The organism is Rhizosphaericola mali (assembly GCF_004337365.2).
Classification (GTDB): Bacteria; Bacteroidota; Bacteroidia; order Chitinophagales; family Chitinophagaceae; genus Rhizosphaericola; species Rhizosphaericola mali.
Window position 1 is genome coordinate 3,590,468 of the sequence record NZ_CP044016.1, and the last position, 25,921, is coordinate 3,616,388.

Annotated in this window: 24 protein-coding genes and 1 riboswitch; of the genes, 8 read left to right on the forward strand and 16 right to left on the reverse strand. The window is 34.5% G+C overall.

Features of this window, described 5'->3' with window-relative positions:
* Positions 1 to 174 precede the first annotated feature (174 nt).
* Both E0W69_RS15325 and E0W69_RS15330 read right to left on the reverse strand, forming a co-directional pair.
* Positions 175 to 939 carry an SDR family NAD(P)-dependent oxidoreductase gene (locus tag E0W69_RS15325; RefSeq protein WP_131330927.1) on the reverse strand — a complete coding sequence of 255 codons (765 nt, stop codon included), beginning with the start codon at positions 937 to 939 and terminating at the stop codon, positions 175 to 177.
* Positions 940 to 1,034: 95 nt separating this feature from the next.
* Positions 1,035 to 1,967, reverse strand: coding sequence for a helix-turn-helix domain-containing protein (locus E0W69_RS15330; RefSeq protein ID WP_131330928.1), 933 nt, complete (start codon positions 1,965 to 1,967; stop codon positions 1,035 to 1,037).
* Positions 1,968 to 2,217: 250 nt separating this feature from the next.
* Here E0W69_RS15330 and E0W69_RS15335 point away from each other — a divergent pair, with 250 nt between their 5' ends.
* Both E0W69_RS15335 and E0W69_RS15340 read left to right on the forward strand, forming a co-directional pair.
* Positions 2,218 to 3,342 carry a TlpA family protein disulfide reductase gene (locus E0W69_RS15335; RefSeq protein WP_131330929.1) on the forward strand — a complete coding sequence of 375 codons (1,125 nt, stop codon included), beginning with the start codon at positions 2,218 to 2,220 and terminating at the stop codon, positions 3,340 to 3,342.
* A 251-nt stretch (positions 3,343 to 3,593) separates the two neighbouring features.
* Positions 3,594 to 4,148, forward strand: a complete 555-nt coding sequence (locus E0W69_RS15340; RefSeq protein WP_225321283.1) for a hypothetical protein — start codon at positions 3,594 to 3,596, stop codon at positions 4,146 to 4,148.
* Positions 4,149 to 4,163: 15 nt separating this feature from the next.
* On the opposite strand, the gene E0W69_RS15345 is transcribed toward E0W69_RS15340, so the two are convergent.
* From E0W69_RS15345 to E0W69_RS15360, 4 genes are all read right to left on the reverse strand, one after another.
* Positions 4,164 to 4,991, reverse strand: a complete 828-nt coding sequence (locus E0W69_RS15345; protein WP_131330931.1) for an SDR family NAD(P)-dependent oxidoreductase — start codon at positions 4,989 to 4,991, stop codon at positions 4,164 to 4,166.
* Between the two features lie 79 nt (positions 4,992 to 5,070).
* Positions 5,071 to 5,964, reverse strand: coding sequence for a helix-turn-helix domain-containing protein (locus E0W69_RS15350; RefSeq protein ID WP_131330932.1), 894 nt, complete (start codon positions 5,962 to 5,964; stop codon positions 5,071 to 5,073).
* Between the two features lie 88 nt (positions 5,965 to 6,052).
* Positions 6,053 to 6,640 carry a DUF4251 domain-containing protein gene (locus E0W69_RS15355; protein ID WP_131330933.1) on the reverse strand — a complete coding sequence of 196 codons (588 nt, stop codon included), beginning with the start codon at positions 6,638 to 6,640 and terminating at the stop codon, positions 6,053 to 6,055.
* A gap of 274 nt (positions 6,641 to 6,914) precedes the next feature.
* Complete coding sequence (locus E0W69_RS15360) at positions 6,915 to 7,982, reverse strand: DUF6438 domain-containing protein (protein WP_131330934.1); 1,068 nt, start codon at positions 7,980 to 7,982, stop codon at positions 6,915 to 6,917.
* Positions 7,983 to 8,281: 299 nt separating this feature from the next.
* Between E0W69_RS15360 and E0W69_RS15365 the strand changes: the two genes are divergently transcribed.
* On the forward strand, positions 8,282 to 8,719 hold the full coding sequence (locus E0W69_RS15365) for a hypothetical protein (protein WP_131330935.1): 438 nt from the start codon (positions 8,282 to 8,284) through the stop codon (positions 8,717 to 8,719).
* A gap of 335 nt (positions 8,720 to 9,054) precedes the next feature.
* Here E0W69_RS15365 and alaS read toward each other — a convergent pair whose 3' ends face one another.
* Positions 9,055 to 11,673, reverse strand: a complete 2,619-nt coding sequence (gene alaS / locus E0W69_RS15370) for an alanine--tRNA ligase (RefSeq protein WP_131330936.1) — start codon at positions 11,671 to 11,673, stop codon at positions 9,055 to 9,057.
* Positions 11,674 to 11,753: 80 nt separating this feature from the next.
* A complete protein-coding gene (locus tag E0W69_RS15375) occupies positions 11,754 to 12,086 on the reverse strand; it encodes an MmcQ/YjbR family DNA-binding protein (RefSeq protein WP_131330937.1) in 333 nt (110 codons plus the stop codon).
* A gap of 94 nt (positions 12,087 to 12,180) precedes the next feature.
* Here E0W69_RS15375 and amyA point away from each other — a divergent pair, with 94 nt between their 5' ends.
* From amyA to E0W69_RS15390, 3 genes are read left to right on the forward strand one after another with little or no spacing between them, the layout of a single operon-like run.
* Entirely contained in the window at positions 12,181 to 13,656 is a 1,476-nt protein-coding gene (gene amyA / locus E0W69_RS15380; RefSeq protein WP_131330938.1) for an alpha-amylase, read from the forward strand.
* Positions 13,657 to 13,662: 6 nt separating this feature from the next.
* The gene (locus E0W69_RS15385; RefSeq protein ID WP_131330939.1) at positions 13,663 to 14,844 is read left to right on the forward strand and encodes a DUF4271 domain-containing protein; all 1,182 of its coding nucleotides are present in this window, start codon (positions 13,663 to 13,665) and stop codon (positions 14,842 to 14,844) included.
* Positions 14,845 to 14,894: 50 nt separating this feature from the next.
* The gene (locus E0W69_RS15390; RefSeq protein ID WP_131330940.1) at positions 14,895 to 15,671 is read left to right on the forward strand and encodes a uroporphyrinogen-III synthase; all 777 of its coding nucleotides are present in this window, start codon (positions 14,895 to 14,897) and stop codon (positions 15,669 to 15,671) included.
* A gap of 59 nt (positions 15,672 to 15,730) precedes the next feature.
* On the opposite strand, the gene E0W69_RS15395 is transcribed toward E0W69_RS15390, so the two are convergent.
* From E0W69_RS15395 to gldC, 8 genes are all read right to left on the reverse strand, one after another.
* Positions 15,731 to 16,984 carry a homoserine dehydrogenase gene (locus E0W69_RS15395; RefSeq protein WP_131330941.1) on the reverse strand — a complete coding sequence of 418 codons (1,254 nt, stop codon included), beginning with the start codon at positions 16,982 to 16,984 and terminating at the stop codon, positions 15,731 to 15,733.
* 10 nt (positions 16,985 to 16,994) lie between these two features.
* Entirely contained in the window at positions 16,995 to 18,068 is a 1,074-nt protein-coding gene (locus E0W69_RS15400) for a homoserine O-acetyltransferase family protein (protein WP_131330942.1), read from the reverse strand.
* 335 nt (positions 18,069 to 18,403) lie between these two features.
* Positions 18,404 to 18,508: riboswitch (SAM riboswitch) on the reverse strand.
* 108 nt (positions 18,509 to 18,616) lie between these two features.
* Complete coding sequence (locus tag E0W69_RS15405; RefSeq protein WP_131330943.1) at positions 18,617 to 19,297, reverse strand: OmpA family protein; 681 nt, start codon at positions 19,295 to 19,297, stop codon at positions 18,617 to 18,619.
* Positions 19,298 to 19,370: 73 nt separating this feature from the next.
* Positions 19,371 to 20,027, reverse strand: coding sequence for a CBS domain-containing protein (locus E0W69_RS15410; protein WP_131330944.1), 657 nt, complete (start codon positions 20,025 to 20,027; stop codon positions 19,371 to 19,373).
* Between the two features lie 131 nt (positions 20,028 to 20,158).
* Positions 20,159 to 20,938, reverse strand: a complete 780-nt coding sequence (locus E0W69_RS15415) for an alpha/beta fold hydrolase (protein ID WP_131330945.1) — start codon at positions 20,936 to 20,938, stop codon at positions 20,159 to 20,161.
* A gap of 89 nt (positions 20,939 to 21,027) precedes the next feature.
* Entirely contained in the window at positions 21,028 to 21,543 is a 516-nt protein-coding gene (locus tag E0W69_RS15420; protein ID WP_131330946.1) for a CvpA family protein, read from the reverse strand.
* Positions 21,544 to 21,547: 4 nt separating this feature from the next.
* The gene (locus E0W69_RS15425) at positions 21,548 to 22,000 is read right to left on the reverse strand and encodes a GatB/YqeY domain-containing protein (RefSeq protein WP_131330947.1); all 453 of its coding nucleotides are present in this window, start codon (positions 21,998 to 22,000) and stop codon (positions 21,548 to 21,550) included.
* Positions 22,001 to 22,024: 24 nt separating this feature from the next.
* On the reverse strand, positions 22,025 to 22,495 hold the full coding sequence (gene gldC / locus E0W69_RS15430) for a gliding motility protein GldC (RefSeq protein ID WP_225321284.1): 471 nt from the start codon (positions 22,493 to 22,495) through the stop codon (positions 22,025 to 22,027).
* Between the two features lie 35 nt (positions 22,496 to 22,530).
* Here gldC and E0W69_RS15435 point away from each other — a divergent pair, with 35 nt between their 5' ends.
* Both E0W69_RS15435 and E0W69_RS15440 read left to right on the forward strand, forming a co-directional pair.
* Positions 22,531 to 23,043, forward strand: a complete 513-nt coding sequence (locus E0W69_RS15435; protein WP_131330948.1) for a DinB family protein — start codon at positions 22,531 to 22,533, stop codon at positions 23,041 to 23,043.
* A 279-nt stretch (positions 23,044 to 23,322) separates the two neighbouring features.
* The gene (locus E0W69_RS15440; protein ID WP_131330949.1) at positions 23,323 to 25,869 is read left to right on the forward strand and encodes a TonB-dependent receptor; all 2,547 of its coding nucleotides are present in this window, start codon (positions 23,323 to 23,325) and stop codon (positions 25,867 to 25,869) included.
* The last annotated feature ends 52 nt before the right edge of the window (positions 25,870 to 25,921 follow it).

Here is a 25,921-nt window from a genome sequence, read left to right on the forward strand (position 1 = left end):
TTACAACTAGAGGATTCGTCGAGTTGTTTCTTTAACAAAAGTCTTCATTAATGATATGCAGATATTGGAAAAAAGTATGCAGTTTTAGTATTTTTTGATAGAACTACGAGCTATTTTAAAAGCACACAAGCGACCCGATTGAGTCGCTTGTGTGCTTTTAAAATACAAAATCTCTTACAAAACCATTCCACCGGAAACCTCTATGCGTTGACCATTTACCCATTTGGCATCAGGTGTACAAAGGAATGCAACGACGCCACCAATGTCATCAGGCAAACCTACACGTCCCAATGCTGTGAAGCTGGCAACTTGTGCATTTACCTCTTTGTTGTCCCTTACGTGCCCACCACCAAAATCAGTTTCAATAGCACCAGGCGCAACTGTATTTACACGAATGCCTTTGCTGCCTAATTCTTTGGCTAAATATCTGGACAAAACTTCAATCGCTCCTTTTGTCGCGCCATAAGCAGACGAGCCAGGAAAACTAAAGCGCGCCAATCCGGAAGAAATATTGACAATACCACCGCCTTCATTCAAATAAGGTAATAATTTTTGTGTTAAGAAAAATACACCTTTGTAATGAATATTGATGACTGTATCAAACTGTTCTTCCGTTGTTTCTGCAAATGGAGCATACAAGGCTGTGCCTGCATTATTGATTAGGAAATCGAAATTAGGAGAACCTGTTACTTCTTTCAAATGGTCTGTCGCTTCTTTTACGAATGCGTCAAAACTTTTGATATCACTTGTATTCAATTGTAACGCAATGGCTTTTTGTCCCAATGCTTCAATTTCTGTTACGACCTTGTCGCCTTCTGTTTTGTTACTATTGTAGGTTAAGATTACATCCAAACCTTTTTTGGCTAAGTTAATCGCCATATTGCGTCCCAATCCACGGCTTCCGCCAGTTACTAACGCTATTTTTGTGTTTTCACTCATGATTTTTAAATTTTAGGATACAAAGTTCAGAAGAAAAATACAATTGGATCTTACACGGAACAATCCATTTTTTGCAAATTTCAAATATCAAAATTTTAAGCTCTATACTTCAACGGAGTCAATTGTGTATATTTTTTAAAGAAATTAGAGAAATGCGCCACTTCTTCAAATCCTAGTGAATCTGAAATGTGCGAAACCGTCCAATCTGTTTGTTTCAATAAAATGCGCGCTTCCTGCGCCAATCGGTTATTGATAATTTCAGTAGTGGTTTTGCCGGTGGCATCTTTTAAAACTTTATTCAAATGATTGACATGTACTGCCAATCGATCTGCATAGTCTTTGGCATTGCGCAAAGGTTGTATTTGTCCGTTCGGATCGATGGGAAATTGTCGTTCCAATAATTCCACGAACAAAGATACAATTCTGGAAGATGCATTTTGCACGTGATACATGCTGGTATTGGGTTGTAGCTTTTGCCCGAAATGTATCAATTCCAATACATAGTTGCGCAGTAAATCATATTTGAATGCATAGTCAGAATTGATTTCTTGTTTGATTTTATCAAATATTGCCGCTGCTTGCTCGTGTTCTTTTTTGCTCAATTTGAAAATAGGGAAACCGCCCGGTTTGAATATGGGAAGTTCGTCAATTAAAATTCCGGTCTTTTGTTTCATCAAAAAATCTTCCGTAAAAACACAAAATGTTCCCGACAAGGATTCATCTTTTGGAATCCAATGATACGGCACACGTGGTGTGGCAAATAGAAGTGCATAGTCTTCCACCTCAATCGTTTTGTCTGCATATTCTGCCACGCAAGGTCCTGCAATCAAACTTATCTTATAGTAAGCACGGCGATTGTACGGCATTTGACCGTCCATTTTTTGTTTTTTAATCGTATCTGCAATACTAAAAACATTAAAATGTCCAATATCTTTTTGGATGCCTTGTGGCAATATTTCGTCCACATTTTTTCCTAATATTTCGGAAATTTCGTAATAGAATTCGGATAAAGAAGTAAGTTTTTCCATATTTGACTATTTGCAAATATCAAAGATAGTAAACTTATAACGGTTAAATGTGTTCGATTTTATCTACGTGGTTTCTGTTGGTAAGACTTGTGATATTAAATTTCTATAAGTTTAAATTTTATAAAAAACCATTTGTTGTAATTTAAACTGTTAATGTTACTTTTAGTATTAATTAAGAACTGAAATATTAAATTTGACTTGAATAGGAATTTAATTTTTACTCGTTGCCTTTCTATTAAATTGTAATGTTATGAATTTTAATAAATTGATTATTTGCTTCTTGTTGTGTTTCTATTATCAAAATCTCAATGCCCAAATTTCTATTTTGCAAAAAGTTATAACAAAGGTGGAGCGGTATGAAAATTTTAGTTATAAGGAACATGTACTCATAAAAAGTTCTTTTAATCCTAAGCCAATTGAAAATGATGAGAAATATGTATTCCTTAAAATGCCAAATGTTAAGTACAATTATTTTTTTAAACAGGATGTTAACGGTAGTGTATCAACTTATAATGAAGCAGGTTTAGTGGAATTAGATTACAAGGATAGTTCTTATTCGTTTATTGATACAAATAGGTATTCATTTGATAATACCTTACTTGGTTATTTGAATCAGTTAAAAGAGATTGTAAATAATCCTAAATGTTTCGAACAAAAAAAAGATACTTTGATTAATGGTTTCTTTTGCTATCATTTTATTGAAAAGGATGTCGATTCTACATCTAATGAAAGAGGAGATTATCTATTTAAGCATTGGTTCATAAATAAGAGTTCAAATAATGTCACTAGTATAATTTATATGTGGAGAATGCGGGATGCAGGAAAAAATTTGATTACAAATTGTATGCAATCAATTTATACAGATTTGAAATTCGATCAATTGGGCATTAATAAGTCAATCTTCAATATTCCATCAAATTTTAAATTAAAAAATATAGAAAAGCGTTCTTTGTTACCAACGGGGGTAATTGCGCCTGATTTTGTAATGCATTCTACTGAAGGAGATTCTTTAACATTAGCCCAACTTAAGGGTAAAGTAGTTATTATAGACTTCTCCTTTATTGGATGTTTGCCATGTTTACAGGCAATAAAACCAATGAATAACATTCTTAAAAAATATAAAAATAGTCCAGTTGAAATCATTAGTGTTTATCCTCAAAGAGATTTGAGTTCTATAAAAAATTATATAAAAGAACATGATATTCAATATTCTATTTATTTTGATAAATACAATGGAAGTAAACTGTATGATATACCTGGATATCCTAGTTTTTACATTATAAATAAAGATGGGGTAATTGCTTATTCATTAGAGGGTTTTGTAGATGATTTTGAAGAAAAAATATCTAAAATTATTGATAAACAGCTATTATAAGTACTTTGCATTGTTATGCATGGTTTCTGCTTGTAGGATGTTGCGGCTATAAAAATTAATGTTTAATCTCGTTTAAATGGTAATTATAAAAGCAAACACGTTTTTCTAATATTCCATACTATAATTTTTTAAATTTGTGAATATAAATTCTAGTTATGGTATTTATTTCCCGAGTTCTATATTTTATAAGTCACCACGGCTTCTACTCCACTATTCTATTTATTTTGGTTCTGTTGTTATTGTCTCGTCTGTTGAAGAAAGTCAGAATCTTTCTTTTAATAATACCATTATTTGTATTTAATATTTTCTTTTCTCAATATCTGAATGCCTGGTTTTTAAATAAATATGGCGTAGAAAGTACGGCAATTATCACCTCAGATGAAGAGACTAATTCTACTTTGAATGATCGGTATATACACGACTATGAAGCTATTGTGGAAAAATTAGATGGAAGTTATACGAATACCTCTTTTTCTACTATAACTGCAGCAATCTATCCCATCGAAAACGCCATACGCATTCCATCTGTGAATACACATTTTCCTGTAAAATTTATACCTGGATATGAAAAAAATATAGTCATACTTTTCAATCTCTCAGAGGATGGGAAATGGCTTTCAAGATATGAAAATCAGAAGCTTATCGATAAGGCAACTATTCAATATAACGCGGATAGTTCTAATCCGGCTTTCATTAAAGAATATATTTCTGCTATGGAAAATTATATGAAAAGTTATAAGGATAGTAATGCAAACTATACAAATAAAATACAACAACTAAAGAGACGATTAGCTGCACCTCAATAGTTATTGTATTATAGTCTATTCGAAATTAGTTGATGATGACAATTCTTTCCATTGCTCCATTTCTTTTAGTAATTGTACATTTTTATCTTTTGCACGTTGATAAGCATCACTACCCAAAAATAAAAGAGGTGGTGGATTTTCAGTTTGAACTAATTGGATAAATGCCTGTGCAACTTTATCTGGATTTCCCAATTGTTTGCCATCAATATCATTCATTTTTTGGTGTGCCGTTCTTAAGAAATGATAGTCTTCGATCTGCTTGGAACTATAAGCGATCGAATCTGGTTTAGCGAAATTGGTTCTAAACCAACCCGGTAAAACTGCAGTAACGCGTATGCCTAAAGGTTTCAAGTCGTTTGCCAAGGATTCCGAAAGACCTGTAACGGCAAATTTTGCAGCCGAATAAATGCTCCAGCCAAGTCCCGGCGCAAAGCCCGCAATAGACGAAATGTTGATGATATGTCCTGAATGTTGACTGCGTAGATATGGCAATGCTTGTTGGACAACCTTAACGACCGCAAAGAAATTTACATTAAAATTGTCCGCAATTTCTTGTTCGGATAATTCCTCAATTGCGCCACCGATACCATAGCCAGCATTGTTGATAATCACATCGATTCTGCCAAAATGCTTTTGTGTTTTTTCGAGAGATATTGCGATGGATGTATCGTTTGTTAGGTCCACTTCTATAGGTAAAAAATTCTCATTTTCGATATCCGAAAATGCCGCTAAGTTTCTAGAAGTTGCAGCAACTTTTTTGCCTTGCGATAATAATTGATGCACTAGAGAGCGGCCGATTCCTTTGGATGCTCCGGTAATATACCAAACATTTGAATTTTCCATTTTTTCACTTTTTAGAATGCAAAAATAGAAACGTAATTAGAGATTTTAGTAGTAATTAGAAAACTATAATTTGTAATAATCAAACCAATTTAAAAGAAGTTGGATTTAAATCGGTCTGTTTTTTAAAGAATTTATTAAAATGTGCTAAATCTTCAAAGTTTAAGGCTTCGCAAATTTCAGAAATTGACCAATCTGTGTGTTTTAATAATATTTTTGCTTCGCCCAATATTCGCTCGAAAATATGTTGACTCGTTGTTTTTCCAGTTACTTTTTGCACACATCGATTAAGATAATTGACATGGATGAACATTTTATCTGCAAATGCTTTGGGTGTGCGTAGTTCTAGCTGATCTGACTTATACTGAATAGGGAATTGCTGTGCCAGTAGTTCTTCAAATATCATGGTGATTCTCGTACTTGCATCGCCATGATGAAAAATATTTTCTGCTGGAGTCCATTTCATCGCCAAATAATATAGTTCGCTTACATAATTTCTAATGAGCTCATATTTGTAGATATAGTCGCTGCGAACCTCTGTCAGCATCTTTTGAAATAAGGTTTCGGCTTCCTGATAATTGTTTTTGGATAAATGGAAAATTGGCGGAGTCGCAGATTTGAAAATGGAAAGATTGTCAATGTCTAATTTAAAATCTCCTTGAAATAATTCATTTTTAAATACACAAAAATAGCCTTTCGTATTTTCCGATAATGGCTGGTAAGAATACGGAATATTAGGATGAAAAAACATTAAAGTATCGCCATCAACTTCAATATTCTGATTGCCATATCGAAACATATTTTTACCAGAAAAGAGCATTATTTTATAGAAATTTCGACGAATATGAATGGGCAATTCTTCATTTTGTCGCATTCTAGTTTCAATTTCGAATACGTTAAATTGTCCAATGGTTTTGTGTAAATTCTCCGGATACGTATGAAACTTATGCTGATAAAACGCTTCTAAACTTTCCATTTATTCAATCTATATTGGTAAAATTGAAACTAAGTTAAGAAAAAAATAGTTGAGAGAATATATAGCTTATCATTTCAATTAATATTGATTAAAATAATGGCGTTCCTTTAAAAATATCAGATTCGGATAATGGGACAAGTTGACCATTTAAAGTTAGCATACGATTGTTGAAATCAGGTAAGATGGTCACCGTTGCATTATTGTCACCACCATATAAAGTGATCGTTATCTGCGCATTAATACGGATTCCAAATACACTAAACGAATAAGTAATATTTCCTTTTTTGTCCGTACTAGTCGTAATGTCCGAAGCCGAACCATCAACCGTAACACCACCAATACCATTGGAACCTGAGAATCCATTATTAAAAGCAACTTGCACGGTAGATTTCGAACCATTCATCAGTACAAAATTGGTATTAGCCATTACAAAACTCGTTGTTCCGTCGTTGAACACGACCTCCGTTGCTTCCAATACGAATTTTTTACTTTTCAAAGCAGCAACTGCCTGATCATAGGAAACTTCGTGACGAATCTTAGTTAATTCCTTCTTATCCGCTCTAAAAACTAATATAGAATCTTTTTTAGCTTTTTTCGAGGAGCTCTGTGCAGCAGCAGTACTTACTACAAATAAAGATAAAATCGCAAAAAAAATGTGTGAAATAGGCTTTTTCATAATGAGAGGTTTTTTGTACTATAAAATTATCAAATATTTTTTGATTATAGTTAGCTGTATATGTCTAATTTGGTCAAAATATTGAGAAGATTTACATTCAATGCTTAGGGGTTGATTAATATGTAAAACGAATGAAATTACTCAATTGCTCGCTCAAGCATTAGCGAAGTCGTGCTTATATTGATCGTATTTACATACAAGCATCATTCATTCCTCATTTATGTTTGCACAAGTTTAGATGTATTTTTTCTTATGAATAATTAATTCTGATAGATCATTTTAAAAATCTATTATTTTCAATAAAATTATATCCTATATCAATGGTGATTTTTTTGTTTTTTTGTTCGAATGTAAAGAAACGACCATCTGTTTTTATTTTCCCATCTTTTGTCATAATTGGGGTCTTTATTGACTTTTGCTGATTAACTTTTATTCCCTTTAAGATTTCTGATTGCAAGAAAAAACTTTCTGATTTAGATAACCTTAATTTTCTATCTCCTTTAATCAAAACAATGATAGAGGGTAATTGAAAATTAATATCGATGTGTTTCCATTCAATTGATGAATCCATTTCCATGTTCAAAAGATTCCAATATGCCCAAACTATAAAAGTGGGGCTCGCTAACCCATAATCCTTTATTGATTTTATAATTTGTGTATGATTTGTAAAAGATAAATATATCGTCTGAAGATCTGAAGTTCCAGATACATAACTAGAATCTATAGAACTAAGATTTGCCTTAGAGAAATCTCGCCATAGACGTTGTAATCTGTCTTTTTGTAATATTGTTTTAACGAAGATTCTGCTGTTTCCACTATCTTTTGCTAATAAGGTATTTCCATTTTTATTAATAAGAATATCCATAGGAATACAAAATCCGAAACACTCAGAACTTGAAAGAATTATCTCATCGAATTTTAAGGTATCAGTTAGAGGCAAATTTTGCCTAATGTACTTTTCAATTTTACCATTACCTCCCAACCATAATGAGTCTTTGGAAATTTTGACACTTTTTCTTCTCCAAGAAGACGTGATTGGGTCAAAAAAAATTAAAGAATCTTCCTTTAGATTAAATGTTGTTTCGTCTCCGAAAAAGTGTATTTGGCCAATAGAATCAACAGAATAAAAACCAGGATGAAACAATAATTTTTTATCATTCTTAAATGTATATCCTTGTTTATTGTTAAATGGTTGACTTGGTGGTTTTAATACATTTGAGTTTGCGTAGTAAACCGTATCAAAGAACCAATCTCCTTTTATTTCCTCAAAAGTTATGGTTGTCTTTGTTTGGCAAGCTATGGCAATAGTAAATATAACAAGCGAAATCAATCTAATTCTCATTCGGAAATATAAAGCATTTTCAAAAAGAGATGCAAAAAACTATTTATTTCCATAAATGAAGAAGTAGTATTTGTAAACTTCTTCCATTTTACGCAAAGTCCCCTTTGGTAGACTGTGCGAGGAAGAAAATGGAAGCTAAATTACGAAATAATTATTTGGCTAATTCATTATAGGTAATGATTGGATATTTAAAAAGTACAATTTTGACGCATAGTATTTTTTGCGTTAATTTAAACATATGAAAGAGATGTATTTCACACTTTACACAACTTTTTTATCGAACAATAACGAATTATAATATGAATATCGTAAAACATTTATGGACTTTTCTAGACTACAATTATTATCGTGTAGCAAGATTTTATTTTAGAAGAGAAGGGACTAATGCTGCTACTGCACTCGTGCATGTTAGTTTAATAGTTTCCACGACTTTTGCTCCTATTATTATATTTTCCCTAATTATTTTTTTTGCCAAGTTTAGTATTCCCTGGGGAACAGGAAAGGGCTTTATTAAAATATTTGCTATTATATACAACCTATTGATCTATTTTATTATTTCACGACATTATCGTGAAAGAGGTATTTATCTTATACTAAGGGATCGGTGGTATAGTGAAAGTAAAAGAAAAAGGGTTTTAAAAGGTTTTGGCGTGATTTTATCCATATTAGTACCGCTATTAATTTGTATAATTATTCTAGTTAATAGGGATAATATTGCAGCTTGGTTTGAAAACTAAAAATAGTTATGCTTTATAATTTTTCAGTACAGTCTCGCAAAATTTGAACCACTATAATATACGAGTTATAAGTTAAAAGGGTTGAAATCTTTAGACTTCAACCCTTTTATATACAAAATAATTTAACTATTACTAAATCATAGCTTTCTCACTCCTCGCGCAAGCATAAGCGAGGAACGAATGGTGGTTGTGTGGACATGTACACAAGCACCGCTTCGCTAATACTTGCGCAAGTAATAGAATATCCGAGGAAATAAAATTATTAACGTAAAAAAAGGGGTTGAAACCCTAAGATTTCAACCCCTTTTAACTTATTACTTATAACGTATTACGTCTTACTCAATCACCGCTTTTAACTCGGCAATCACTTTATCCAAATTGCTTGCGTCTTGTCCGCCGGCAGTTGCCAAAGTTGGTTGACCGCCGCCGCCGCCTTTGATTAAAGGCGCTACGGTTTGTTTGATTAATTTTCCAGCATCCAAATTTTTATCTTTAGCGATAGTATCATCTATCAAAATTGCAACAGCCGATTTTGCTCCAATAGATGCCGTTAAGGCAACAAAATAATCAGAAGTCAAACCTTTAATCGCAAAACAGATTTTTTTCAAAGCATCACCGTTGTCGACTTCTACATTAGCGCCGATAAATTGCACGCCGTTGATTGTTTCTGCTTTGGCAACAAGATCTTTAGCAATTTGAGCAATTTCCTTTGCTTCAAAACCTTCTAGTTTGCGTTCCAATATGGCTTTGTCTTCCATCAATTTTTCGATAGATTTGATCGGATCTTTTGTTTTCAAGAGTTCCATTACTTGCTTGGATTGGGAAACTCTTTCCGCAAAATATTGGATTGCAGCCGAACCAGTCAACGCTTCAATTCTACGAACACCCGCCGCAACCGCAGCTTCGCTCGTAATTGTAAATACGCCAATCATTCCAGTATTGGGAACGTGCGTACCACCACAGAATTCACGTGAAAATTCTGCATCCATAGTCACCACGCGAACGATATCGCCATATTTTTCTCCAAAAAGATGCATTGCGCCTAGTTTCATCGCTTCTTCTTTCGGTAATTCTTGAATATCTACGGGAATATTTGCCCGAATTTTTTCATTGACAATTTCTTCCACTTTGCGTAATTCTTCGTCTGTCATTTTTGCAAAATGCGAAAAGTCAAAACGCAATACAGTATCCGAAACCAACGAACCTTTTTGCGCTACGTGCTCACCCAAGACTTCCCGCAATGCAGCGTGCAAAAGGTGTGTAGCGGAGTGGTTGTACATGATTTTCAACCGACGCTCTACATCGATACGTGCCGTCAATGTCGCTTCGATATTGGCAGGAAGGGTTTTAGTATAATGAACGATTAGATCGTTTTCTTTTTTAGTATCAAGGACTGCGATTTTTTCACCATCGAAATCCAAAATTCCCGTATCGCCAACTTGTCCACCCATTTCTGCATAGAAAGGCGTTTGTTCCAATACGATTTGGTATTGATCCTTTCCTTTGGCTTTGACATTGCGGTATTTGATGACTTTGGTATCTACAACAGGATCGCCATAACCGACAAAAGTTGTAGTTGCACCAGGCAAAATTTCCACCCAATCGCTTGCATCAATTATAGTTGCTGCACGACTACGATTTTTTTGTTCCGCCATTTCGGATTCGAAACCTTTTTCGTCGACTTCAAGATTGTTTTCACTTGCAATCAAACGAGTCAAATCTATAGGGAAACCGAATGTATCGTATAATTCAAATGCATCTTTGCCGCTAATAATTTTCAAATCTTTTTGCGCAATGATATCATCCATTTTACGCAAACCTTTATCCAAAGTTCTCAAGAAAGAATCTTCTTCTTCTTTGATGACTTTAGTAACGAAATCCACTTGTTGGTTCAACTCAGGAAATACATTTTCAAATTGTTTTGCCAAATGACTTGCCAACTGAAATAACAATGGATTTTTATAGTCCAAATAAGTATAGTAATAACGAACTGCTCTACGCAAAATACGGCGGATCACATAGCCGGCGCCGGTATTGGAAGGCAATTGTCCGTCTGAAATTGCAAAGCAAATCGCTCTGATATGATCGGACAATACGCGAAATGCAACAGACTCTTTACTGTCGTCAAATGCATATTTTTTATTCACTATGGACTCAATTACATGAATTGTGCCTGTGAAAATATCGGTATCGTAATTGGATTTTTTACCTTGTAAGATGCGCACCAATCTTTCAAATCCCATACCCGTATCAACGTGTGTCGCTGGCAAAGGTTGCAAAGTGCCATCTTTCAAACGGTTAAATTGCATAAAGACATTGTTCCAAATCTCGATCACTTGTGGATCGTCATTGTTGACCAAGTCTGCACCAGGAACTTTTGCAATTTCCACGTCGGTACGACCATCGTAATGGATTTCCGAACAAGGACCGCAAGGACCCGTGTCGCCCATTTCCCAGAAATTATCTTTCTTGTTACCTTTTAGGATATGGTCTTTAGGTAAATATTTGGACCATTCATCGTACGCTTCTTGATCGAAAGGCAAACCTTCCTTTTCGTCTCCTTCGAATACCGTTGCGTACAATTTGGATACATCCATTTTGTACACACTAGTCAATAGTTCGAAACTCCATTCAATCGCTTCTTTTTTGAAATAATCGCCAAAGCTCCAGTTGCCCAACATTTCGAACATCGTATGGTGGTATGTATCGACGCCCACTTCTTCCAAGTCATTATGCTTGCCACTTACACGCAGACATTTCTGGGTGTCAACGGCTCGTTTGTATGGCGGCGTTTGATTTCCCAAAAAATATTCTTTGAACTGATTCATTCCGGCATTGGTAAATAACAAAGTCGGATCATTTTTTACCACAATCGGTGCCGAAGGAACAATCGTATGTCCTTTGGAATGAAAAAAATCTAAAAACTGCTGACGTATCTGTGCGCTTGTTGACATAAATCTATACTTAAAAAATCTGGTCAAAGGTAATCGGAAAAATAATTGGTCGCTAATTATTCAAAAAGCATTGGAATTAACTATGATTTCTTCGATTTAGGAAGAACTAAACTATAAGAGTGATCGATCATTTCTTTGATTAATTTAGCTGGAATACGACTTTCAATCATTACTGTATTCCAATGTTTTTTATTCATATGAAAACCGGGAGTGATATCTTCATATTCTTCACGTAATTCGAGTGCTCGGTCGGGATCGCACTTCAAATTAATAGAAGCTGGAAAACTCTCCAAACCAGCCAATAAAAAAATCTTCCCACCAGTTTTGAATACGAGCGTCTCCTCTCCAAAAGGAAAACATTCTTCCACATTTTCCTTTTGCAACGCGTAATCTCTTATTTGTTCAATATTCATGTTATGTAATTGGGCAATAAAATTATGTCAAAATTAATATGGAGAAATATAAATCAGTAAAAATGAAATAACTTCCCTTTCTAAACTTATTTATATGAAAGGCACTTTACTTCAATCATTTCATTGGTATACAGAGGGAGAGGGAAAACATTGGAAAAAATTAAAGGCGCAATTGGATGAATTAAAAAAATGGGGAATAACTGCAATGTGGTTGCCTCCAGCCTATAAAAGTGCATCGGGAGATGTTTCTGTAGGCTACGATGTCTATGATTTATTTGATTTAGGGGAATTTGATCAAAAAAATTCAGTAGTTACCAAGTATGGAACGAAGGAAGAATATCTGGCTCTGACAGAAAAAATGCATGAACTACACATGGAAATTTATCCAGACATCGTGATGAATCATAAAATGGGCGCAGATGAAAAAGAAAAAGTCAAAGTAATCAAGGTAGAGGAAGAGGATCGTTTAAAATATGATGGCGAACCGTTTGAAGCAGAGATTTATACAAAATTTACTTTTCCTGGAAGAGATAAAAAATATTCTGAATTTATATGGGATTTTCAATGTTTTACAGGCATTGATTATGTCGCAGAACCCGAACAAACAGGTATTTTCAAAATCCTCAACCAGTATGGGGATAATTGGCAAGAAGAGGTGGATGATGAAAACTCTAATTATGATTATTTGATGGGGGCGGATATTGATTTTCGCAATCCCAATGTTGTGGCAGAATTGAAATATTGGGGTAAATGGTATTATGATACCATACATTTTGACGGTGTGCGCTTAGATGCGTTGAAACATTTACCTGCCAATCATATGGTTGAATGGTTGGATTATATCAGAGCAGAAGTACGTCCAGATTGTTTTGCTGTTGGAGAATATTGGACGCCGGAGCATGAGACTTTGGTTAAATATATTGATGAAACGGAAGGTAAAATGCATTTATTTGACGTGCCGTTGCATGACAAATTTCATGAAGCAAGCGAACAAGGCACCGATTTTGATCTTTCGACCTTATTTGACAAGACTTTAATTCAATCCAATCCTGATAATGCCGTTACACTCGTTGCTAATCATGATACTCAACCATTGCAAGCTTTGGAAGCACCAGTAGCTCCGTGGTTCAAGCCATTGGCATACGCAATTATATTATTGCGCCCATTTGGTTATCCTTGCGTTTTTTATCCTGATGTATATGGTGCGGAATATGTGGATAAGGGGGAAGATGGTAATGATCATCAAATCACCATGCCTAAAATCGATTGTTTGCCAAAATTGTTAGAAGCACGTCAGCAATTTGTTTCTGGAGAATATGTGGAGTTTTTTGATCATCCCAATTGTGTGGCTTGGTGGAATAAAGGAGAAAATGAGGAAAATGGAAGTATCGTCATTCTTTCTAATGGTGAAGACGGATTTAAAGATATTTCCTTAGGAGAAAATTATGTACATCAAGTATTTGTTGATTATTTGGGTAATGTAGAGGAAGAAGTAACAGTAGGTGATGATGGTATGGCGAGATTTTTGACAAAAGGAGGTTCGGTTAGTGTGTGGATAAGAAAAAAATAAGGACTTTTGCCCAAATTAAATTTGATTACATTGTTTTTGAATACAAATAAATGCACATCGCTTTTATGTAAAGGCTTGGCGTTATTGGTTTTTATATTGATTGGTTGGTCCGTGCAAGCGCAAGTAGTTTCACCGACTAAACCGATCAAAAAAGCGCCCACAACTCATGCGGCGGTGAAAGATACTTTACATAAAAAGAAAAAAGCAGTCGTAGCTACGTTTCATCGGAAAGATTCAACGATCCGAAAAGCGACTTTACCGGTTGTTCAAAAGAAGAAAAATTTCCAAGCGAAAGATTCTATTCAAAAATCGATCAATAACGAAGTTATCAATGGGCCGAGTAATCCTAAAATAAATACAACAATACCTTCCGTTGCAACGAATAAGCCCGCTACAACGATTAAAAAAATACCAAAAAAAGCAAAAGTGTATCATTTTAAAAAGGATTCGCTTTTCGCTCATGTGTTGTACGTTCCATATCTGCCAATGAAAAAAAAGCCTATTTATGTAATTGATGACCGACATCATCAATCATCTAATGATGAGCTATTTTATATTGTAGGAGGTATATTTTTTGTTTTTGGATTAGTAAGGACTGCATTTCCTCGCTATGTAGATAATTTATTTTATACTTTTTTTTCTCCTGCAAGTAGAGGCAAAAAAGAGATGGTTTTGGGACAAAATAAATTACCTTCTTTACTGACAAATATTGTGTATTGCATTGGCTTTGGTTTTTTACTGACCTTGGTTTTATACAAATTTGGAACGAAAAAAATCGACTTGATTGAATATTGGATCTATATCACACTCGGATTAGCAGGTATTTATTTTGTCAAATTTGTAACGATCAGTTTGTCTGGATATATTTTCAATGCCAAGGAAGATGCGGGCACTTATGCCAATATTGTTTTTCAGATAAATAAGATTATAGGATTTATCAGTCTACCATTTATTCTCATATTTGCTTTTGTCGGCAATCCCAATTTGGATCATAATTTATTGACGATAGGAGCGATCATTTTGGTGGCATTATTAATCTATCGTTATATTATTTCATTTTCTTTAATAGCAAAAAATTTGCAGTTAAATGCTTTTCACTTTTTTCTTTACCTTTGCACCGTTGAAATAATTCCAATATTGGTCTTATACAAATTATTTTTTAATGATTTGAGCAATAAGATTTTATAATAGACGTATTCAATAATCTAAGATAAAGGAAAAATAGAAGTCGTAGAAAAATGAGCGCTGCAATAAAAAAGGAAATGAAAATCTTAATTACTCAGCCTAAGCCGAAAACCGAGAAATCGCCTTATTTTGATCTGGAAAAAAAATTTAATATTCAATTAGATTTTCATCCATTATTTAATTTAGAAGGCATTACGGCAAAGGAATTTAGAAAGCAAAAAATTGACATCACAAGTTTTTCAGCGGTAATATTTACCAGCAGAAATGCGATAGATCATTTTTTCCGTTTAACAGAAGAGCTGAAAGTGACGATCAGTCAAGAGATGAAATATTTTTGTATAACAGAAGCGGTAGCTTTGTATCTACAAAAATTCATTCTTTATAGAAAACGTAAAGTTTTTTTTGGCGCGAATGGATCCAAACAAGGTCTGTTGGACGTCATAAATAAACATAAAGCAAATGAAAGCTTTCTGTTTATTTCCAGTGAAAATCAAGATGAAAGCGATATCGCCAATTGGTTAAAAACCAACAAATGTAAATTTGAAAATGCCTATATGTATCGTACGGTGGACAATGATACAAAAGGTATTTTGACCAATACGAAATACGATATTATCTGTTTATTTACGTCTGGCAGTGTCAAACAAATTTTGGAAAGTATTCCTGATTTTAAACAAGGAAAAATCGTATTCGCAACATTTGGCGGAAATACTTTAAATACGGCAAAAGAAGCAGGATTTAAAGTAGCAATCTCCGCTCCAGATCCACAAAACCCTAATATGGGTGCGGCTTTGGATAGTTATTTAAGCAAAGATTTGGTAGAAAAATAAACTATCAATCAAAAAAATATATTAAAAAAGACGTTGAATTTTCAACGTCTTTTTTTGTTTTATAAACCTGCTAATTGCAAACTTTTCTTTTTTAATTTTCGAGTGTCGACATCTTCAATAACATCATCTGGCATCACAATTAAAGAAACACCATCCGTCTTCCACCAATCACTGCTTCTTAATTTTTCAAAATGAATTACGCCCACTAAATAACTACGTTCTTGTCCTCCATGCCACTCTTCAATCCATTCAAATTCTTCTTTTGGAATAGAATTTAATTCACTAAAACTCAAGTAAACTCTTAGGTAAAAATCGTAAGATAATTCGCCTGGCGTATGATAATAGAGCTTTTTATATTCGTATTTATAACCATAACGCAATGCAGAAATATCACTCAATACAGCAGATCCCGTAGGCAAACTACCAGCGCCTTTTCCATAGAAAAATTGTTTATCTGCAAATCCACTCTCAATGACAACGCCATTGTATTCGTTTTTTACAAATGCTAATTGGTCGTCCAAAGTCACGAAATGTGGCAATACAAAAGCCGCTACTTTTCCTGTGGAAAGTTTTTTGGCATTTGCTACCAATTTGATATCGTAGTGGCGAGATTGTGCAACTTCAGCATCGTTCAAGGTGATATTTTGGATGCCGGTAAATAAGATTTTAGAAATATCTGTAACGATACCATACGCATGATTTAGCAAGATTGTCCATTTGTTGACTGCGTCATAGCCTTCCACATCCAATTTTGGATTACTTTCTGCAAATCCCAATTGTTGCGCCAAAATTAATGCATCCGTGAAGTTGAGTTTATCCTCAAACATTTTGGTTAAAATGAAATTGGTAGAACCATTCACAATCGCTTTTAAAGAATGTAAAAGGTCGTTATCATAATATTCTTCCAAATTACGTATCACTGGAATCGACGCACAAGCTGCAGATTCGCATAAGAAAGGCATGCCCGTTTCTTTTTGTAAATCCAATATTTCTCTCAAATGCTCTGCAATCATTTTTTTGCTAGCACTCACAACTGCTTTGCCATTTTTCAATGCGGTAGATATAATTTTAAATGCAGCATCTGCATCATCGATAACCTCAACGATTACATTAATTTCTGGATCATTTAATAAATCATCTCCATTTTGGGTAAATAACGATTCTGGTGCATTGCGCTTTTTTCCTGGATGTTTAATACACGCTTTTTTGATACTTGCATGTAGAGACGGCGTTTGTTGCAAAATTTTATATAAGCCTTCTCCAACCACTCCAAAACCAAATAAACCAATAACCAATTTCTTATGGGATTCCATAGTTATATTTTTAATAAACGTTTTTCTCTTTTGTAATTTGAATAGAAGAATTTTTCAAAAATTCCTCTATATGATAACCAATTGTTTCGAACTCTAACAAAAAGCCATCGTGTCCATATAAGGAATCAATGACGACATATTGTGCATCATGTATATGGTCTGCAATATATTTTTGCTCATTTGGAGGAAATAAAATATCCGAAGAAATACCAATCACCAACGCTTTGGACTGAATTAAACCTAGTGCGACTTTGGTACCACCTCGACCGCGCCCTAGATCATGTGCATCCATTGACTGACTCAACGCATAATAACTATATGCATTAAATCTTTTTGCTAATTTTTCTCCTTGATAGTGCTGATAGGAACTCGCTCTAAACTTTTGTTTATCAACGGGTAATAGCTCTGTTTCCTCAGCAAATCCTTTTTGGGAATAATCGTAGGTCTGGTAACTTCTATAGGAAAGTAATGCCATTGAACGTGCTATTTTCATGCCTTCCAAGCCAGAGATTTCAGTGCTTTCTTTCCATGTTGGATCGCCTTCAATCGCCCATCTTTGAGATGTATTTTGCGCTATACCCCACGGAGAATGCTGTGCATTCGTTGCAATTGGGATGATATGTGCAAATAAATTGGGATACTCTGCAGCCCATTCCAATAGTTGTTGTCCACCCATGGAACCACCAATACCCAAATATATTTTATCAATGCCTAATGAAACACGCAATTTCTCATAACAACGGATCATGTCCCGCGTTGTAATTAAAGGGAAATGATGGAAATAAGGTGTTTTTGTAATCGGATTAATATCTAGAGGACCAATACTGCCATAACTGCTACCAGGCATATTTACACAAATGATAAAATAATGTGCTGGATCGAAGTACTTTTGATCACCGACAAGTCCTGCCCACCAATCTTCGGGATTGCTATTAGCGGTGAATGCATGAAATATCCAAATTACATTGTTTTTGGAGGTATTGAGATGCCCCAACGTGGTATATTCCAAATGAAAACGTTCCAATTTTCTGCCACTTTCCAAGCGGATAGGTTGATTGTATTCAAATATGTGTGACTTTGTCAATTTACATTACATTTTAAAATTCTAAGTTGTAGCACAACCTAAAACGATCACAAGAAAAATTATTTGGAAAAAGAGAACAGTCTAAGACTTGACTGAATTGTAGACGGATATAATTAGCAACAACAACAGCAACAAGAATCGTTGCACATCAAAATATGTATGTTGTTGACTGTATTCATTTGCCTACAAATATAATAGACTATCTTTTTATTTTCCAAAAAATAATTCTATATTTTTCTTAACAAAAGCGGTAGGGGCAAAAAAATACCCGCCTGAAATCGCCAGACGGGTAGAATATTTTTACGGATAATTATCCGAAGTGAATACAATTCGCTGACTTATCTATCCATTTTTCAATGGTTGGAGTTGGCACCTTTACACATTGCTGTGTGGTTGCCAAGGCTTCATCGGGCCAATCCCTCTGCCTTTCTTGATAAGAAAATATAAGAACTGATGCGAAGGTACAGCAAATTTTGAAACAACTGGAAATAAAAATACCAACCTAACAAGGTTGGCATTTAAAATCATATAAAATAAAGAGGCTGTGATTATTGACCAGCTTCTTGTTTTGCTTGTTGTTGCATTGCTTGGTTAGCAGTAATTAAGAATTCCACTCTCCTATTACCTGCACGACCTTCTTCTGTATCATTAGAATATTTAGGCGCTGTCATGCCATACCCCTTTGTCGTGATTCTAGCGGCGCTAACTCCATTTGCTTTCAAATAATCAGCTACGGAAGTTGCTCTTTGAACAGATAGATTTTGATTGTATTCTGCAGTTCCTTTATTATCTGTGTGACCTTGAATTTCCAAGTTTGTATCAGGATATTTATTCAAAACTGTGATTAAATTATTCAATGTAGATTTTGACGCATCTGTCAAAGAATAACTATCAAATCCGAAAAGAACTTTACTGCTAAATTCAACAGTGATACCTTCGTCCACACGTTCTACTTTTGCACCTGGGACTTGTGTTTTAATATCTTCTGCTTGCTTATCCATTTTTTTACCGATAAGTGCACCCGCACCACCACCAACGGCAGCGCCAAGAATTGCTCCAAGTGCAGTATTGCCAGCTAACTTACCAACTAATGCGCCTGCAACCGCGCCACCACCAACACCCACTGCAGCACCTTTTTGCGTCTGATTTGCATTATTCCAAGTGCTACATGAAGCCAACATCATCGCAATAGCGACAAGGCTTAATAAGGGTAATTTTAAATATTTCATAGAATTAATTTATGCGTTTCCCTCGCCAAAATGTGTGCCAATCCAACCTTTTATTACATTAAAACTTTGATAATTATATATTTAGGTAATTCATTAGAGCGTCATAATTTTGTTTTAGTTCATTTTCATAATTTTCCTTTCCAAAGAAATAACGAACAACATAATCATAACGTTGCAAGGTCGCTACCACGTCAGAAACCTCCGCTTTATTGATGCGAATATTTACAATAAGATAACCTGTCTCTGGTTCCGTATAAGTATTCAATTGCATTATGCCGGCATCATTTGTCTCCACTAGACGCGACAACTCCCCGAAAGAAAAATTATGTCTATCCATTTCCAAAGTGATCAATGCGCCTGGAGCATCATCACAACCAATCATTAAAGATATTTTTTGCAAAAGAGTCTCTGTTGTGATAATTCCTTGATATTTATTATCCGAATTATGTACGGGTAATATCTGCAAATGATTGGCTAACATCACACGAAGAGCACTACAGATATGCTCATTTTCCATGATCTGCAATGGTTGATGTGCATTATCCAAATGAATGCTCACTTCCGTTGCATCTTGTAATTGCGTTCTAGTTATAATGCCTAATAATACATCATTTTCCAAAACTGGAATGGTGTAAATATGTGTCTGATCCATCAACTCTAAGATAGAAGCTATGGAGGCATTATTTTCTATAAAAGGATATTGTGTTTCAATTGCTTGTTGGCATAACATATACAAAGCATTTAAATTGTTTTCGAAATGAAATACCTAAAATTCGCTATAAAAATAAGTATAAAAAATAAAAACGCTCGAACTCTTATGAAAAGATGCCGAGCGTTTCCAGATATATTTCTATATTTTACCTACACGGTTTCAGGAATTCTTTTCGTATTTTTTTTTAAAAATGGCTCCAACAATTTGTTGAATTCTTCTGGCACTTCCATCATCGGTGCATGTCCACATTTATCAATAAAATGCAATTCACTATTTGGAATCAACTTTTTAAATTCTTCCCCTACGAATGGAGGTGTAACTATGTCGTTATTTCCCCAAATTAACAATGTAGGTTGTTGAATATTATGTAATTCATTTTCAAGATTGTTACGTATTGCGCTTTTAGCAAGTGCGATAATCTTGATTACTTTCATTCTATTATTGGTAATTTCAAAAACTTCATCGACCAATTCTTTTGTTGCAAGACTAGGATCATAGAAGGTCATCCCTGATTTACGCTTAATATACTCATAGTCTCCTCTTTTAGGATAACTATCCCCCATTCCATTTTCAAACAAACCAGAACTACCTGTCAAAATTAATGTCTTGACTCTTTCCGGATGTTTAAGTACATAAATCAATGACACATGCCCTCCAAGGGAATTGCCCAACAAATGAATCTCTTCTAACGCTAACGTTTCTACGAATTTATTTACAAATCTTGCTAATCCTGTTACACTCGTCTGTATCAAATCCAAGTCCAGTAGCGGCATGACCGGCACTATTATTCTATAACGATCTTTGAAGCAGTCAATAACAGCATCAAAGTTGCTCAACTCTCCAAATAATCCGTGAAGTAATAACAGCGGTTCGCCTTTGCCTTCATCGACATATCTAAACTTATCCAGATTTTTTAATTCGTACTTCATATATATTTATCTCCGCGCCATATAATTGTTTGCCGTATGCAAAGAAAATAAATTTTCAAGTTTATGGAACAATTTTAATTATTTGTTCGCTATTTATGAAAACCATTTTTTAATTGTGATAGCATATCTCCAAATATCGGAATTATTTTTTCAAATAAATGCACCGATGTCGGACCCAAGTCACAAACTGCTGCAAATGTATAAGAATGTATTTTTACATTATCAGAAATTAAATGTAAGCCATTCGCATAAAACAAAAGCATACTGAATATTGCTATGTACCCTAATCCGTATAACAAAATTCCCCCGATTCGGTTCAACCAACCTAACATTATTGCCCTCATTACTTTAGAAATTGTGTTAGCAATCAGTCTAACCATAAATATTGTCACTATAATCAATAGTAAAAATACAATGAAAGGTAACCAAACGGCGGTCTCACCTTTTGATTGAAAATAGGCTGAAACACTTGCAGAAAATCTCAATGCGATCAATAATCCAAGATATAATGCAAAAAAGGAACAAATGGCAACCACTAGTCCCTTTTTCCACCCCTTATATATAGCCATGACTATTAAAAGAAGGGTGATAATGTCTATAATCATAGCATTATTTAGCTAAAAGACTTTTAACTGTTGTGGAGATTGCACGACCGTCTGCTTTCCCCGCCAAAGATTTAGAAGCTACGCCCATCACTTTGCCCATGTCTGCTGGAGAGGTTGCTCCGACTTGTGCGATGATGGCAGAGATCTCAGCATCTAATTCCTCTTGTGATAATTGTTTAGGTAAAAACTTTTCGATTACTGCGATTTCTTCTTTTTCTTTCGCTGCTAATTCTGGACGGTTTTGTGTTTCGTACAATTCCGCAGAATCTCTTCTTTCTTTTGCCATTTTAGCCAAAAGTTTGATTTCTGCTTCTGGTGTTATTTCACCATTTGCACCTGGTTCTACTTTTGCTTTAATGATTTCTGCTTTGATAGCACGCAATGCTCTTAAAGTTGCTTCATCCTTAGATTTCATGGCTTCTTTTAATTCTACCATGATATTTTGTTCCAAACTCATTATGATAATGTTTTAAAAAATTAATTAATCTGCTTTGTTTTCGGCAATTTGTTTTGCTCTAAATTTTTCATTGAAAGTTTTGGAAAATGCTTTCAAATCTTCTGCGAGATCACCGTAGTTAGTAGCTCTTTTCAATGTATCTGACATACTTGATAAGGTTTGATAAAAGAAGTCGCCCATCTCATCTACCATCATATCTTTGGTCCAAAGATCCATACGCAAAGCACTCTTGTCCGCGCTATCCCAAAAAGCAACCATCATTGCTTTGGCAGCTTGCGCATCATCTGCGGAACTATCACTCGCTTTCCAACTGATATGATCAGGCACTTTATTATCATCCAAAACTACATCTATACTTATCGTCGACTTATGCATATTTTTTAAATTTTGCCCAGCAAAGGTAATCATTGCCATCAAATAATGGGCTAATTCGCCTGATGTGCAATATTGTCCGATAATTATTTGCGTAGAAATACAAAAAAATTGTAGTTTCATGGCGATTAATCGTTGTAAGAAAAACATTTTAAATAATGGGCAGACCTCAACCTGGAACCTTTATTCCTTTTCAAAGTGCATATATAGACAAGACTCGCGGTGAAAATATTGCAGAGCTTATCCAAAATCATAGTGATGAGTTGATCCAATTTTATATTTCTATTCCAGAAGAAAAAGCGGATTACGCTTATGCTCCTGACAAATGGACAGTGAAAGAAGTTTTGCAACACGTGATTGATAACGATCGTATTTTTTCATACCGAATGTTAGCATTTTCTCGTGGAGATCAAAATGTATTGCCAGGCTACGAACAAGATGATTATATCCGTAATGCCCAAATTGAGAACAAATCATTTTTACATTTAAAGGAAGAATTTCTTTTTAATAGAAAATCAGTAGAATTATTAATTCAATCTTTTTCTGATGAACAATTAGCGATTATAGGTAAAATAGCAGATTATCAAATAACGATAAATACAGGTTGTTATATTTTATTTGGTCATGCGCTGCATCACATGGTGATTTTAAAAGAAAGATATGGTGTTTGATCGTTATTTGAATAAATTATTACTATTAGAAAACTAACAATTCAGCGTTGATATTAAAGGTCGAAATGACAGACATTTATGTAAAAAATAATTTTGCAAAAAGGTGACGTCATAAATGACTAAATAAAGAGTACAAAAAGTTCCAATAAAAAATTATTTCCGTTTTTAAACTATTCGATATAAAAGCTATCATACATCTCTATAAATGAAATATTGTTGCATTTTTATATTTCGATTTATATAATCCATCAATAGTCTAATCTTAATCGGCAAAAAATTATGAAATTGAAATTACTTTTTAGTGCGTGTTTGCTGCTTATAAGTGTTTCGAGTTTTTCAAAAAACTATTTTAAATCGCCACATTTTAAATATGAAGATTTAAATAATGCTTTTACAGGTATCGTTACCGATGAACAAACGAGCAAGCCATTACCTGGAGCGACAGTTTCGATTCCAGATCTGCACCTCACCGTAGAGACGGATGAGAATGGAAAATATGCAATTAAGAATATACCGAATGGAACCTATTTACTTCAGATAAGTTATGAAGGCTATGGAACTTTTATACAAAAAATCGACTTTTCAACTACTACTTCATTGAATGTTAAACTTAAAATTTCCATAATTGAGTCCAATAATATTGTCGTAACAGGAGTATCAAAAGCGACAGAAATTAAACGAGATCCCGTACCAATGGTAGTTGTAAACAAATCCTATATTAATCAACGTGCAGGTGCTGGTAATGTGATTGATGAGATTTCTAATATTCCAGGAGTAAGTGCAGTGACCACTGGTCCGAATATATCCAAACCATTTATACATGGTCTCGGATACAATAGAGTTATTACTGCAGAGGATGGTATAAGGCAAGAAGGCCAACAATGGGGGGATGAGCATGGAATCGAAGTGGATCAAAATTCAATAGATCGTATCGAAATAATTAAAGGTCCAGCTAGTTTAAGTTTTGGTTCGGATGCAATTGCCGGTGTTGTCAATCTTATAACACCGCAACCCGTTCCAAATGGCAAAATATTAGGTTCCGTTATGGGAACGTATGGAACAAATAATGGCTTAGTTAATACCTCATTTCGTTTACAAGGCAATCATAATGGATTTGTCTGGGGAACCATAATCTCTGATAAAGAAGCAAAGAATTACCAAAATCAGCATGATGGGAGAGTCTACGCCACTAATTTCAAAGAAAAAGATGCAAGAGTCATGGTCGGTTTGAATAAATCTTGGGGTTACTCTTATTTAAATGCTTCTTTATTTGATGATGAGCAGGCGATTCCTGATGGAAGCCGCGACTCTGCCACACGCAAATTTACCTATCAGAATACGGAGGCAGATCTGTCTCGCCCCATCGTACCGGAATCTATGTTAAACACATACAAATTACCCACCTTACACCAACGTGTGCAATTGTATCGGATATACGACAATAGTAATATACGATTAGGAAAAGGTAATCTCTTGATGAATTTTGGATATCAATATAGTCATCGTCGAGAATATACGCATCCAGAATACGCAGAAATTCCAGGTTTAAATTTGGAATTAACAACACTAACTTATGATGTAAAATACAATATTTTTCTTGGCAAAGAATATGATCTCACATTTGGGGTAAATGGCATGTATCAAAACAATTCGCTAGGTTATAGTACTGATTTTCCAATACCTGCGTATCATCAATTTGATATCGGATCATTTGCTGTTTTGAAAAAGAGTTTTGGTAAATTAGATCTTTCTGGTGGCTTAAGATATGATCATCGTGCTTTCGATGGAAAAGCAGCGTATGTAAATAATGACGCATTGCCTTTCCCATCCTTGTATTATGGAGCTAACCCGACAAGTACTACAGACGTCGTACAGCAATTTGCCGCTTTGAATAAATCATTCCAGGGAATGACAGGTTCTTTCGGAGCGACATATAATTTTACCAATGCATTTCTTTTAAAGGCAAATATCGCTCGTGGATTTAGAGCACCTAGTATAGCCGAACTTTCTGCGAATGGCGCAGATCCTGGTTCGCAAATATATCATGTAGGAAATAGCAATTTTAAACCAGAATTTAATTTGCAAGAAGATTTGGGGTTTTATCTTACACTTCCCAATGTTTCCGCAAGTGTTGATTTGTATAACAATAATATTAGCAATTATATTTTCCAAGAACAAGTATTGGATGCTAATGGAAATCCAGAACGAGTTAATGAAGATGGAACGGCAGATGCCAATGGTGAGTACAGCAAATTTACCTACGTACAGACAAAAGCGCGCATTTACGGTGGGGATTTTGATGTAGATATTCATCCTATCTCATGGTTGCATTTTGAGAATAGCCTTACCTTAACTTATGGAACCAATCACGGCAATAACGGTGCGGTGGCAGATAGTTTGAAATATCTTCCCTATATCCCACCCATGCATACGCATAGTGAATTGCACGCCACATTCACCAGAGGATTTGGCAACTTTAAAAATGCTTATGCGTTTGTTGGATTTGATCATTATAATCAACAAAATAGGTTTTTTGCAGCTTATCAAACGGAAACATACACTGCTGGATATAATTTGCTAAGTGCGGGTGTAGGCTGTAATGTGGTAAACAAAAAGGGAAATAAAATTTTAGAATTATTTATCGAAGGAAATAATCTTGCCAATGTGAATTATCAATCCAACATGAGTAGATTGAAATATTTTGATAATCCAACGGTTCCTGCAGGAGTACAACCAGGTATTTTCAATATGGGAAGAAATGTCAGTATAAAAGTCATCGTTCCTTTTGATATTTCACCAAAACAAAAAGAAAATAAACCATCATAGATACAATTTTTAAGTAGTCTACTGTAATATTAAATATCATTTCCTAACACGT